The organism is Micromonospora avicenniae (assembly GCF_900156065.1).
Taxonomy (GTDB): Bacteria; Actinomycetota; Actinomycetes; order Mycobacteriales; family Micromonosporaceae; genus Micromonospora; species Micromonospora avicenniae.
The window spans coordinates 49513-62391 of sequence record NZ_FTNF01000009.1 but is presented as its reverse complement, the minus strand read 5'-3'; the positions used below and the strand labels follow the sequence as shown (position 1 = coordinate 62391).

At 72.9% G+C, this 12879-nt stretch carries 10 protein-coding genes; 4 read left to right on the top strand and 6 right to left on the bottom strand.

Annotated elements, in window-relative coordinates:
• Window positions 1-87 precede the first annotated feature (87 nt).
• Window positions 88-543: a gamma-glutamylcyclotransferase gene (locus BXA10_RS15690; protein ID WP_076471112.1), complete on the top strand. Its 456-nt coding sequence runs from the start codon at window positions 88-90 to the stop codon at window positions 541-543.
• A 124-nt stretch (window positions 544-667) separates the two neighbouring features.
• Here BXA10_RS15690 and BXA10_RS15685 read toward each other — a convergent pair whose 3' ends face one another.
• From BXA10_RS15685 to BXA10_RS15670, 4 genes are all read right to left on the bottom strand, one after another.
• Window positions 668-1651, bottom strand: coding sequence for a GNAT family N-acetyltransferase (locus BXA10_RS15685; RefSeq protein WP_076471111.1), 984 nt, complete (start codon window positions 1649-1651; stop codon window positions 668-670).
• Between the two features lie 142 nt (window positions 1652-1793).
• Window positions 1794-2555 (bottom strand): SCO6745 family protein, encoded by a 762-nt coding sequence (locus BXA10_RS15680; protein WP_076471110.1) that lies wholly within the window; start codon window positions 2553-2555, stop codon window positions 1794-1796.
• A gap of 58 nt (window positions 2556-2613) precedes the next feature.
• Window positions 2614-3579: a hypothetical protein gene (locus BXA10_RS15675; RefSeq protein ID WP_076471109.1), complete on the bottom strand. Its 966-nt coding sequence runs from the start codon at window positions 3577-3579 to the stop codon at window positions 2614-2616.
• A 4-nt stretch (window positions 3580-3583) separates the two neighbouring features.
• Window positions 3584-4210: an MBL fold metallo-hydrolase gene (locus BXA10_RS15670; RefSeq protein ID WP_076471108.1), complete on the bottom strand. Its 627-nt coding sequence runs from the start codon at window positions 4208-4210 to the stop codon at window positions 3584-3586.
• 112 nt (window positions 4211-4322) lie between these two features.
• Here BXA10_RS15670 and BXA10_RS15665 point away from each other — a divergent pair, with 112 nt between their 5' ends.
• Window positions 4323-5339 carry a DUF4349 domain-containing protein gene (locus BXA10_RS15665; RefSeq protein WP_076471107.1) on the top strand — a complete coding sequence of 339 codons (1017 nt, stop codon included), beginning with the start codon at window positions 4323-4325 and terminating at the stop codon, window positions 5337-5339.
• Here the strand turns inward: BXA10_RS15665 and BXA10_RS15660 are convergent.
• The gene (locus BXA10_RS15660) at window positions 5293-6555 is read right to left on the bottom strand and encodes an amidohydrolase (RefSeq protein ID WP_076471106.1); all 1263 of its coding nucleotides are present in this window, start codon (window positions 6553-6555) and stop codon (window positions 5293-5295) included. The genes BXA10_RS15665 and BXA10_RS15660 overlap by 47 nt on opposite strands.
• A 627-nt stretch (window positions 6556-7182) precedes the next feature.
• Window positions 7183-8766 carry an acyl-CoA mutase large subunit family protein gene (locus BXA10_RS15655; protein WP_076471105.1) on the bottom strand — a complete coding sequence of 528 codons (1584 nt, stop codon included), beginning with the start codon at window positions 8764-8766 and terminating at the stop codon, window positions 7183-7185.
• Window positions 8767-8982: 216 nt separating this feature from the next.
• Here BXA10_RS15655 and BXA10_RS15650 point away from each other — a divergent pair, with 216 nt between their 5' ends.
• Together BXA10_RS15650 and BXA10_RS15645 are read left to right on the top strand one after the other, a co-directional pair.
• Window positions 8983-11037: a serine/threonine-protein kinase gene (locus BXA10_RS15650; RefSeq protein ID WP_076471104.1), complete on the top strand. Its 2055-nt coding sequence runs from the start codon at window positions 8983-8985 to the stop codon at window positions 11035-11037.
• A gap of 161 nt (window positions 11038-11198) precedes the next feature.
• Window positions 11199-12866, top strand: a complete 1668-nt coding sequence (locus tag BXA10_RS15645; protein WP_076471103.1) for a phospho-sugar mutase — start codon at window positions 11199-11201, stop codon at window positions 12864-12866.
• The last annotated feature ends 13 nt before the right edge of the window (window positions 12867-12879 follow it).

Genomic DNA, 12879 nt, shown 5'->3' with positions numbered 1-12879 from the left:
TGCTCACAGTGACTTTCTTCTCCTGAACGCGTCCGACACGCACCGTCGTATTCTCCCCCACCCGTCCGCCGGGCTATCGTCATCGCCGTGCGTCTTCACGCCGCCTACGGCTCAAACCTCGACCCCGGTCGGATGCGCGCCTACTGCCCGCATTCGCCCATGGTGGGCACCGGCTGGCTGGAAGGCTGGCGGCTGACCTTCGCCGGCGAGGACGTCATCGGCTGGGAAGGCGCGGTGAGCACCCTCGTCGAATCCCCCGGCGACCGGGTCTTCGTGGCGCTCTACGACATCCACCCGTACGACGCCGCCCAGCTCGACGAGATCGAGGGTGTGACCTCCGGCACGTACCGCAAGCTGCACGTCCGCGTCTCGACGCTCGACGGCGACGTGACCGCGTGGATCTACGTCTTCGACGGCTACGAGGGCGGACTGCCGACCTCGTGGTACCTGTCGGAGATCGCGACCGCTGCGGAGAAGGCCGGGGCGCCGGACGACTACGTCTCCGAGCTGCGCTCCCGCCCCACCGGCACCGCCTCGGCGTAACGTAGGTCGCACCCCACCAGTCTGCTACCGCGCCCGTACGCTCCACCGTCCGGGCTGCGCGGAGGGGTCGCCGATCACACATTCGAGCGGAACCGGTGCCGGACGGAAGTCGTCCGGCGGGACGTCAACCGACCTTCGACGCCGCGCTCGTCGACGCGGCCGGCACGACCAGCTCGTACATGTCGGTCCAGCGGGTCTCCCGCAGGCCCACGGAGCGGTAGAGGGACAGCGGCGTGGTCGGGTTGGTCAGGTCCACGCCCAGACCGGCGGAGGCGCGCCCCTTCTCGGCGTACCGGCTGAACGCCCGGCGCAGCAGCGCGGCCCCCACCCCCCGCCGCCGGAATCCGGGCAGCACGGAGAGGCTCCGCACGAAACCCTCGTCCTGGTCGAGCGCCTGGTCGGAGGATTGCAGCGCGCCGACCGCCACCCCGTCGACCTCCGCGACGAACCACTCGTCCCAGCTGGTGCCGTGCTGGGTGACCTTCTTGCGCCACTCGGCGTACCCGAGCGGCTCGTAGTCGGGCGTGTCCCGGAAGGCGGTGTCGAAGATCCGGTGGAACTCGCGCAGGTCCAGTTCGTCGTCGGGATCGACCGGGCGGACCGCCACACCGGGCGGCGAGGGCGGCTCAGCGGGCAGGTCGGCCAGCGAGCGGTGCATGCGGACGTAACGTTTCGCCAGGGTGAAACCGGTGTCGCGCAGGACCCGCGCCCAGTCCCGCTCCGGCTCGAAGGCCGCACACCGCACGGTGAGCGCCGGCAATGACCGTTCGGCGGCGCGCTCCGCGACCCGGTCGAGCTGGCGGGCCAGCAGCGACCCGCGTAGCTGCCTGCCCCGCTCCGGGTCGACGTAGACGTCCACGAACTCCCGGCCGGTGCCGGTCGGGTTGTCGATGCTCGTCCAGCCGACCACGTGGCCGTCCGGGTCGAGCGCCAGCCAGGAGTCGCGGGACGGGTCGACGTACGGGCCGCTCAGCGCAGCCTCGACGTCGGCGGCGTCGAAGTCCGGGTAGCCGACGGCGAAGGTGTCCGCGGCGTGCACCACCGCGAGGATCGCGGGCACGTCGTCGAGGGTGGGCCGGCGCGCGCTCCAACCAGCGGGAAGGGTCACGCCGCCGATCCTGGCAGAGCCGGTTCGCCCACGCCGCCCATTTACGACCTCGAACGTCGCGCTGCTTCTCGCCCGACGCCGAGGCGCGGGCCGGGCGGGTGCGCGTCGAGACGCGAGATCGCCGTCCCACCCCCGGTAGCGCTCAGGCCGCAGGATGCGCGCGGGCCACCGCGCCGAGGTGCGCGCGGGTGGCGGCCAGCAGCTCCACCAGCTCGGTGCCGTCGACCGGCCCGAGCGCGGCGAACGCCGGCGCGGCCAGCCGGTGGGTCACCGCCTCGGCCCAGAGCCGCCGCCGGACCAGCGGACCCACAGCCGGGTACGGCGGCGGCCAGCCGCACGCCATCGCGCCCGCCTCCCCCTCCGGCCCGCTGAGCACCGCCTCGAGCGGGGTCATCCCCCCGGCCCGGACGGCGAGCAGGTACGCACCCGTGAAGTACTCCCGGAGCAGACGTAACGCCGCCGCGGCGCGGGCCCCGGCGGCGCGGTGCGGCACTGGTATCGCCCGCCAGGCGGCGAAGAGCGGCATGCCGCTGCCGTCCGCGGCGTGGACCGCCCGTTCGAGCAGCCCGACGAGCCGGTCGACCCGGGGTAGGTCGTCCAGGTGCTGCGAACCCCACCGGCAGCACTCGGCGAGCATCGCGGCGGCCACCTCGGACGGCCGGACCGTGCGCGCCGCCCCGTCCCAGCCGTCCGCCACCGCGTCCGGCGCGAGGAAGCCGAGGGTGGCGGCCACCGTCTCGGCCCGTACGTCACCGAGGGCGCCGGCTCGACCCGCGACGTAGAAGGCCCAGCCGGAGATGCCGAGCAGCCGGGCCCGACGCAACGTCACCGGGCAGCGGCCGAAGGCGTCGCCCAGTTCCAGCACCAGGGGCTTGCTGGCCGCGGCGATCTGCTCCGGGGTCATCGGGCCCGCCCACGCGCGCCGGAGCGTCCCGCCCGCACCACACGAAAGTCCATCGACGTCAGTCTGCCTCGTCGCTGCCCGTGCTGGAATCCCCGTCCTCGGCGTCCAGTGCCTCCACGGCCGCCTCTACCTCGCCGGCGCGCCGCCGGGCCGCGGTCAGCGCCCGCTCCGCTGCGCGGCGGGCCAGCTTGGCCCGGCTCAGCTCCTGCTCGGCGACCGCCCGCCGCCGTTCCAGTTCGGCCAGCTCGGTCTCGATCTCGTCGAGCGCCGCCGCGCCGTCGTGTTCGACCTCGGTCGCGTCCGCCAGCTCCGACTCGGCCCGGTCCTGGTCGGCGCGCGCCTTCGCCAGCTCGCGTTCCAACGCCCGGCGCTGCCGTGCCCGCTCGGCCCGCGCCTTACGCTCGGCCCGTTCCGCGGCCCGCTCGGCCTCCCGTCCGCCGGGCGCGCGTTGGGCGGGGGCTCGACCGGCCTCCCGTCGCCGCCGTTCCTCCTCCTCCTCGTCCTCACCGCCGGTGACCAGGCGCAGTTGCGGGCGGGGCACTTCACCGAAGCCGGCGTAGCTGGCCGCCCGGAGCAGCCGTCCGGCGCGTACCTGCTCGGCCACCTCGCTGTCGGAGAGCGCCGCGGTCAAGGTCGCCTCCACCTCGGTCAGCGGCAGCTTCCCGGCCGGCGGGGCGCCGGCCTCCTCCGCGGCCAGCTTGCGAACCTCGGCGAGGAGCGCTCCGACCACCGTGCGCCGCTGCGCGGAGAGTTCCCGCAGCCGCGGACCGCGCAGTTCCCGCTGGGCCGAGCGCATCGCCTCGGCGAGCTGCACCAGGTCGGCGACCAGCTCGGGGCGGCGGATGGCGAGCAGGTTCACCAGCCAGGCGGCCACGGTGGGACGGCGCAGGCGGGCGATCTGACGGGCGGTCCCCGGGTCACCCGCCTTGCGCGCCTGCGCGACGGCCGCGTCCCGGGCGGCCACGAACCGGTCGGGAGGCGTGCTGTAGAGCTGCTGGACCAGCTCGGGCGAGGGGCCGGGCATCGCCTCAGGCGTCCAGCCGGGTACCGGGTTCCAGCCGCCGGTAGTCCGTCTGCGACAGCGCCGCGTACTGGCGGTCGAGCAGGCCGTACCCGTTGTCGTTGAGCAGCGCGTCGTGCAGTGCGTACACCCGGCGCGGCGCGACCGCCCGGATGAAGTCCACCACCTCGGAGAACTTCGACCAGGCGGCGTGGATCGGCGCGAAGAGGGTGTCGACCGGGAGGTCCGGCACCACCAGTGCGTCCCCCGGGTGGTAGACCACGTCGTTGATCAGGTAGCCCACGTTCTCCACCACCGGGATGTCCGGGTGGATCACGGCATGCTGACCGCCGTACGCGCGGACGGCCACCCCGGCGGCCGTGAACGACTCGCCCGGCTGGACCGCCCGCAGCGCCTCGGCCGCGTCGCCGAGGGCCGCGGAGAGCGAAGCCGGCCCGTACACCGGGGCGGGACGCCGGTCGAGCTGGCGGGTGACCGCCTCGACGTTCAGGTGGTCCGGATGTTCGTGGGTGATCAGCACCGCGTCCGCCCCGTCCAGCGCCACGGGGTCGCTGAACACACCGGGGTCGATGACGAGCACTCCCCCGTCGTGCTCCACCCGGAGGCAGGAGTGGGCGTACTTGGTGAGCTGCATCGTGACTCCTCGATTATCGAATCGTGATGTCCTCAGCGCAGTCTGCCGGAACCGGCGTGCTGGCGCGCCACGTCCGAGGTATCGCCCATCGGGCGAGCGGAGGGGAGCGGAGATGGACGTACGGAGCAGACGGCGTCGGGGGGTCCTGGTGGCGGTGCTGGTGGCGAGCCTGGCAGCCGGCGGGTGCAGCGCCGCCGACGGAACCGATGAGGCCGGCTCGGCTGCCGGTGCGGCGGACGCGGGGGCGGCGCCGCCCCCGGCCCGTGCGGGCGTACCCGGGGAGGCCGGCGCACCCGGCCCCGCCGGCGCGGGCGCCCCGGACCTGCGGGTGGACCAGCGCTCGATCATCTACACCGGAACGATGCTGGTACGGGTGGACGATGTGGACAAGGCGGCACGTGACGCCGTCGCGGCGGTCACCGCGGCGGGCGGCTTCGTCGGCGGCGACCAGCGGAGCAGCGTCGACGCCGACGCGCGGGCCGAGTTGAGTCTGCGGGTGCCGGCGGCGCGTTTCACCGGGATCGTCGACGAACTCGCCAAGCTGGGCCGGCAGGAGCGGCGGGAGATCCGTACCGAGGACGTCACAGAGGAGACCGTGGACCTGGACGCGCGGATCGCCACTCAACGCGCCCGGGTGGACAGCGGCCGGAAGCTGCTGGCCCGGGCGACCACCATCAGCGACCTGGTGTCGCTGGAGGGCGAGCTGGCCAAGCGGGAGGCGGACCTGGCCTCGCTGGAGGCGAAGAAGCGCCGGCTGGCCGACCTGACCGCACTGTCCACGATCACGCTCACGCTGCTCGGGCGGGACGTGAGCACGGCGGACGAGTCGACCGACCTCGGCTTCATGACCGGGCTGCGCGGTGGCTGGAAGGTCTTCCTGTCCTCGATGACCCTCCTGCTGACCGTGCTCGGCGCGCTGTTGCCGTGGCTGGTGGTGCTCGGCGTACCGCTGGCGGCGCTGCTCGTGCTGCTGCGCCGACGGCGGCGGCGGAACCCGCCGGCGGCACCGGTCGGCGCGCCGCCACCTCCGCCGGTCGGCGGGCCGCAGCCACCGCAGGTCAGTGGGCCGCAGCCACCGCAGGTCAGTGGGCCGCAGCCTCCAGTGCCCGCAACGCGGTCTGCACCATGACGCGTACGCCGGCGGGGATCGCCCGCTCGTCCACGTCGAACGAGGCGCGGTGCAGGTCGACGTTGGGTCCCGACCGGCCGACGCCGAGCCGGGCGAGCGCACCGGGGACGTACTCCAGGTACCAGGAGAAGTCCTCGCCGCCCATGCTCTGCGGGGTCTCCGCGACGCCCTCGGGCCCGAGCGCGGCCGTGGTGGCCGCGGTGAGGACCTGGATCGCCTTGGCGTCGTTGCTGACCGGCGGACGACCGCGCAGGTACTCCAGGTCGACCGTGGCGCCGGTGGGGGCGACCACGTCCCGGACGACCTGACCGACGATCTTCGGCGCGAGTTCCCAGGTGTCGCGGTCCATCACCCGCAGGGTGCCGGCCGCGCACGCCTCGGAGGGGATGACGTTGTAGCGGGTGCCGGCCGAGGCGTGGCCGAAGACCAACAGCAGCCCGCTGTTGGCCGGCACCCGGCGGCTGACCAGGGCGGGCACCTCGGTGATGATCCGGCCGAGCGCGTCCACCAGGTCGACGGTCAGGTGCGGACGGGCGGTGTGCCCGCCGGGCCCGGTGAGCCGGACTGTCACGTTGTCCGCGGCGGCGGTGATCGGGCCGACCCGCAGGCCGATCTGGCCGACCGGCAGGTTGGGGTCGCAGTGCAGGGCGAAGATCTGCACCACGTCGTCCAGGCCGCCGGCCTCGATGACCTCCAGCGAGCCGCAGGGCAGGATCTCCTCGGCCGGCTGGAAGATCAGCCGGACCCGGCCGTTCAGCTCGCCACGCTCGGCGAGCTGGCCCAGCAGCATCCCGACGCCGAGCATGATCGTCGTGTGCACGTCGTGCCCGCACGCGTGGCAGACGCCATCCACGGTGGAGCGGTACGGCACGTCCTTGACGTCGGTCAGCGGCAGCGCGTCGATGTCGGCACGCAGGGCGATCACCGGCCCGTCGGGGCGGCCGTCGATGTCGCAGAGCACGCCGTTGCCCTTGGGCAGCAGTCGCGGGTTGAGGCCGGCCAGGGTGAGCTCCCGGGCGATCAGCGCCGCGGTGTCGAACTCCTGACCGGAGAGCTCCGGGTGGGCGTGAATGTGACGGCGGGTGCCGATGAGGCTGGGCATCCGAAGGTGGAGGAGATCGTCCAGCTCGAACGGCAGAGGTAGGGACCCGGATGGCGTCTCCGGCCAGGACGACGCCAGCTGGCTGCCAGTGGGCAGCGTCAACGCACTCGTCACGTCGAATTCTCGTTCAGTAGAGATGGATGGATCATCATGAACAGCAGACAGCCTAGACCTCCGCCGGTGACGCTGCGCAACCTCGTTCCGGTAGTGGTCGGAGCGCGCAGCGTCACGAAAGCCCTGCTGAGAGCGCTCAGAAGTCAGCGGCACAGCAGGTAGATCGCGTTCGGACGCCGCCATCTGCCGCATCACCTCCTACAACGCGTAACCGATTCGGCGGTCACGAATTCGAGCGCGGCTACCCGGGCCCTTAGTTCTGAATTGTCGCATTAGTCAGCTTGATGAACATACACTCCGCCAACTAGGCGACCACTCTCCGCAACGAGCCGGACAGACGCTCACATGTGCCCGTGCGACTGGGGCGCACAGGGTGTCCGTTCCGTTCACCCGGCCGAGGTACCCGCAAACCCCACGAGCACACGCCGTGCCGGGTCGGGGCAGCGGCGCCCCGGGGGCGACCCGCAGCGGTACGGCGACGTCGCGCGTATGCGCCGGGGGCGGGGCGAGGGGTGAACCCACCTCGACTGTAGCGCCCCAAGAACCCCGCGATCGAGTGGCTGACCAGCTAAAACGCGACAGCCGCCCGGCGTGGCGCAGGTGCCGGGCGGCGGTCGGTGGGGCCGGTCAGAAGCGGTCGGTGGGCCGGTACTGGCCCCACACCTCGCGCAGCGTCCCGCAGACCTCGCCAACGGTGGCTCGGGCGCGCAGCGCCTCCTTCATCGGGTAGAGCACGTTGTCGGAGCCGGCGGCCGCCGAGCGCAGCTCGGCGAGGGTCCGCTCAACCTCGGCCGCGTCGCGCGTACGCCGCAGCTCGGCCAGGCGCCCCGCCTGCGCCGCCTCGATCGCCGGGTCGACCCGCAGCGGCTCGTACGGCTCCTCCTCGTCGATGGCGAACCGGTTGAGGCCGACCACCACCCGCTCAGCTGAGTCGATCTCCTGCGCGATCCGGTACGCGGACTGCTCGATCTCCCGCTTCTGGAACCCGGCCTCGATCGCGTCCACGGCCGAGCCGTACTCGAAGACCCGGCCCATCAGCTCGGTCGCCGCCGCCTCCACCTCCGCGGTCATCGCCTCGACGACGTACGAGCCGGCGAACGGATCGACAGTGGCCGTCAGGTCCGTCTCGTACGCCAGCACCTGCTGGGTGCGCAGTGCGAGCCGGGCGGCCTTCTCCGTGGGCAGCGCGATGGCCTCGTCGAAGCTGTTGGTGTGCAGCGACTGGGTGCCGCCGAGCACCGCGGCCAACCCCTGCACCGCGACCCGGACCAGGTTGACCTCGGGCTGCTGGGCGGTGAGTTGCACGCCCGCGGTCTGGGTGTGGAAGCGCAGCATCATCGACTTCGGGTTCTTCGCCCCGAACTCGTCGCGCATCAGCCGGGCCCAGATCCGCCGGGCGGCGCGAAACTTCGCGACCTCCTCCAGCAGCGTCGTACGAGCCACGAAGAAGAACGACAGCCGGGGAGCGAAATCGTCGACCGCCAGCCCGGCCGCGACCGCGGCGCGGACGTACTCGACGCCGTTGGCCAGGGTGAACGCGATCTCCTGCGCGGGGCTCGCTCCGGCCTCGGCCATGTGGTAGCCGGAGATGGAGATGGTGTTCCACTTCGGCACCTCCTTGCGGCAGTAGCCGAACGTGTCGGCCACCAGGCGCAGTGAGGGCTTCGGCGGGAAGATGTACGTCCCCCGGGCGATGTACTCCTTGAGGATGTCGTTCTGGATGGTCCCGTTCAACGCGGACCCGGGTACGCCGTTCTCCTCGGCGACCAGCTGGTAGAGCAGGAGCAGCACCGAGCCGGGCGCGTTGATGGTCATCGAGGTCGACACCTGGTCCAGCGGGATGCCGTCGAAGAGCGTCCGCATGTCCTCGATGGAGTCGATCGCCACCCCGACCTTGCCGACCTCGCCGTGCGCGATCGGGTCGTCGGAGTCGTACCCCATCTGGGTCGGCAGGTCGAAGGCGACGGAGAGGCCCATCGTGCCGGCCCGCAACAGCTGGTGGTAGCGGGCGTTGGACTCGGCGGCGGTGCCGAAGCCGGCGTACTGGCGCATGGTCCACGGGCGGGACGTGTACATGGTCGGGTAGACCCCGCGCGTGTACGGGAACTCGCCCGGTGCACCGAGCCGGGAGTCCAGGTCCTCCGGAAGGTCGTCGGACCCGTAGACGCCCTTGATCGGAAAACCGGATTCGCTTGACCGCCGTTGGTTCATCCCCGGATGGTAGGACGACCGGGGACGGCCGGGGGTGAGGGGTTGGGTGAGGGGTTCCGCACACTGAGTCCCCGAAGATGGACCACAGGTGAGCGGCCGCCTACACACCGTTGACTTCGATAAACGTCCGAGCGTCGGCTTTCGCATCGGGCGTCGGAACAAGCAAGATAGGGAGGTTGTGTCCCAGCCCCCTCGATATCCCCCGGTGGCTTTTCTGTGACTCAAATCCCGACCTGGAGCGGCGGACCTGTCAGTCCCCCCAGCGGACGCGCGGCACCCGGCACCACCATCGGTGGTCGCTACGAACTGCGCTCCGCGGTGGGCAACGGCGGCATGGGAACGGTCTGGCGCGCGACAGACACCCTGCTGCGCCGGGACGTGGCGGTGAAGGAGGTCGTCCTCCCCCCGGGGTTGGCCCCCAGTGACCGCGACGCCATGTACGAACGCACACTCCGCGAGGCCCGCGCGGCCGCCGCGATCCAACACCCCGCAGTTGTTCAGGTCTACGACGTGGTCACCGAGAGTGGCCGCCCGTGGATCGTGATGGAGCTACTGGACGCCCGCAGCCTCGCCGACATGGTGATCGAGGACGGGCCGGTCGCGCCGCGCGTCGTCGCCAAGATCGGGATTGCGCTGCTCGGCGCGCTGGAGGTGGCGCACGCGATCGGCGTGCTGCACCGCGACGTCAAGCCGGCCAACGTGCTGATCTGCACCGACGGGCGCTGCGTGCTCACCGACTTCGGTGTGGCCCGGATGCCAACCGACGTGCAGCTCACCACGCCCGGCATGGTGCTCGGCTCGCCGCACTTCATCTCCCCCGAGCGGGCCATGGGCCAGGAGTTCGGCCCGCCCAGCGACCTCTTCTCGCTCGGCGTGACGCTCTACACGGCCGTCGAGGGGCGCCCGCCGTTCGACAGGGGCGACCCCATCGAGACCATGCACGCGGTGGTCGAGGACCCGCCCGCCCCGCCACAGCGCAGCGGCCCGATGACCGCTGTGCTGATGGGTCTGCTGGAGAAGGACCCGGCCCGCCGGATGGACGTGCACGGCGCCCGGGCCATGCTCCGCGAACTGCTGGCCGGCGCACTGAGCAACAACGCCGCCGCCGTGCACTCGATGACCGACCCGTACTCGGTGGTGCCGCTGCAGCGGCCGGTCACTCCCCCGCCGGTGGTCCAGCCCGAGCCGAAGCCGTCGGGCCAGATCGGTGGTCGGGCCATGCTCGCGCCGGGCGAGTCGCTGACCGACCGGCTGGCCGCGTTGCACCGCGGCGAACAGCCGCAGCCGACCGCCGCCGCAGGCACGGGAGCCCTCGACGAGACCAGCGCCGACGCGCTGGCCGGCCCGCTGCACACGCCCACCGGGGCGATGCCGGGTCCGGGCCTGCCCAGCGCCGGTCGCACCTACGGCGGTGCGGACGCCACCCAGCGGGTGGACGCCCACCGCGACACGACCCAGCCGGTGACCTGGGGCGTCCGGCCGGACGCCACCCAGGCGGTCCCGTACGCCGCCGCACCCGAGGCCACCCAGCGGATGGGCGGCACCTACGGCGGCGGCCAGTGGTCGGTGCCGGGCACCGGGCAGCCGTGGACCTCGTCCGACACCGCACCCCGCCAGGGCGGCAGCCTGGTCGACCGGGTCCGCCGGATGAACGGCGAGCTGGTCCGCACGGTCAAGGGGTGGCCGCGCAACATCCAGCTGGCCGCGGCGGGCGGCCTCGCCGTGGTGCTGCTGATCGCGGTGGTCGTCGCCGTCACCGGCGGCGACGACGAGACTCCGCCCGCCCCGCAGGCCCAGCCGACCGCCACCGCGCCCGCCGGGCCGGGCGTCGAGATGCAGGAGCACGCCGCGCGGGGCATCCAGGTGATGGTGCCGAAGGGTTGGAAGAAGGCGACCGGCGGCGTCTACATCGACTACATCGACCCGGAGGACAGCGGCCGCAAGGTCCGCGTCCTCACCGAGAAGTTCAGCGGCGACAGCTCGATGCGCTGGGCCGAGATCGCCGCGAACGGGCTCAAGAAGGCGAAGAGCTGCCCCAAGCCGTACAGCCAGCTCGAGATGGCGGAGAAGGAGCTCGCGGGCAAGCCGGCCGCCGAGTTCGAGTACACCTGCGGCGAGGGCGACACCATGCGGCACGGTGTGTGGCGCGGCGTGGTCAGCGACGGCAAGGTCTACTCGTTCTACCTGACCTCCAACGACGGCCGGTTCGCCGAGAGCAAGCCGATCTTCGACGAGATGGTGCAGACCTTCAAGCTCACCGACGCCAGCTGAGCCGAGGTCGGGCCCGGCTCGGGCCGGGCTCGGGCCGGGCTCGGGCCTGAGTGGCGGGACCCGCTGAGCCGGGCTCGGGCCGGGCTCGGGCTCGGAGTGGCGTGACCCGCTGAGCCGGAGGGAACTGTCAGCGGTGCTCCGCCGGCGTGCTATCAAGAGGCATGCCGGCGGACACCACTGACATCGACGACATTCGCGAGCAAGCCCGGCGCTGGCTCGACGACGATCCGGACCCGGCCAGCCGCGCCGAGCTCCAGGCGGTCCTCGACCGGCTGCCGACGAGCGCCCCGGACCTCGCCGACCGGTTCGCCGGTCCACTGACCTTCGGCACCGCCGGCCTGCGCGGGCCGCTGCGCGCCGGCCCGAACGGCATGAACCTGGCGGTGGTCACCCAGGCGGCCGCCGGGCTGGTCGGCTGGCTCGCCGCCCAGGGCGGCACCGGTCCGCTGGTGATCGGGTACGACGCCCGGCACGGTTCCCGCGAATTCGCCGAGCGCACCGCCCAGGTCGCCACCGGGGCGGGACGTCCGGCGCTGCTGCTGCCCCGCCCGCTGCCGACGCCCGTGCTCGCGTACGCGGTGCGCCGGCTCGACGCGGTGGCCGGGGTGATGGTCACCGCCAGCCACAATCCGCCCCAGGACAACGGCTACAAGGTGTACCTGGGCGCCCAGTTGGGCGGGACGCTGGGCGCCGGCGCCCAGATCGTGCCCCCGGCCGACGCCGGGATCGAGGCCGCCATCCGGGCCGTCGGTCCGCTGACCGAGGTGCCGCTCGGCCCGGCAGGCCAGGTGCTCGGCGACGACCTGGTGGCGTCCTACGTGCAACAGGTCGCCTCGGTGATCGCGCCGGACGGGTCCCGGGAGCTCTCCGTGGCGTACACCCCGCTGCACGGGGTGGGCGGGGCCGTCCTGACCGCGGCCTTCGCCCGGGCCGGCTTCCCGGTGCCGGGCATCGTGCCCGAGCAGGCCGAGCCGGACCCGGCCTTCCCCACCGTCTCCTTCCCCAACCCGGAGGAGCCGGGCGCGGTGGACCTGCTGGTGGCGCTCGCCGAAGCGACCGGCGCGGACATCGCCATCGCCAACGACCCGGACGCGGACCGCTGCGCGGTGGCGGTACGCGACGGCGGATCCGGCTGGCGGATGCTCCGCGGTGACGAGGTGGGCGTGCTGCTCGCCGACCACCTCATGCGTCGCGGGGTGACCGGGCTCTACGCCACCACGATCGTGTCATCGTCACTGCTGCGGGCGATGTGCGCCGCGCGGGGGTTGCCGTACGACGAGACGCTGACCGGGTTCAAGTGGATCGTCCGCGCCGGTGGCGGATCGGTGCCGCTGGTCTTCGGGTACGAGGAGGCGCTCGGCTACTGCGTCGCGCCCGACCTGGTCCGTGACAAGGACGGGATCAGCGCCGCGCTGACCGTCGCCGAACTGGCCGCCGGGCTGAAGGCGCAGGGGCGCACCCTCACCGACCGGCTCGACGAGCTGGCCGCCGAGTTCGGCGTGCACCACACCGACCAGCTCTCGGTGCGGGTGGACGACCTGCGGCAGATCGCCGACGCGATGGCCCGGATCCGGGCGGCGACGCCGACCACCCTGCTCGGGCACCCGGTCGACACGACCGAGGACCTGCTCCCCGAGGCGGACGTCGTGATCCTGCGTACGGCCACCGCCCGGGTGGTGATCCGTCCGTCCGGCACCGAGCCGAAGCTGAAGGCGTACCTGGAGGTGGTGGAGCCGGTCACGGGCGGCGACGTCGCCACGGCCCGCGAGCGCGCGCAGCAGGCGGTCACCCGCCTCCGCACCGAGATCGCCACCGCCCTCAACCTCTGACCCCACCCTGGCA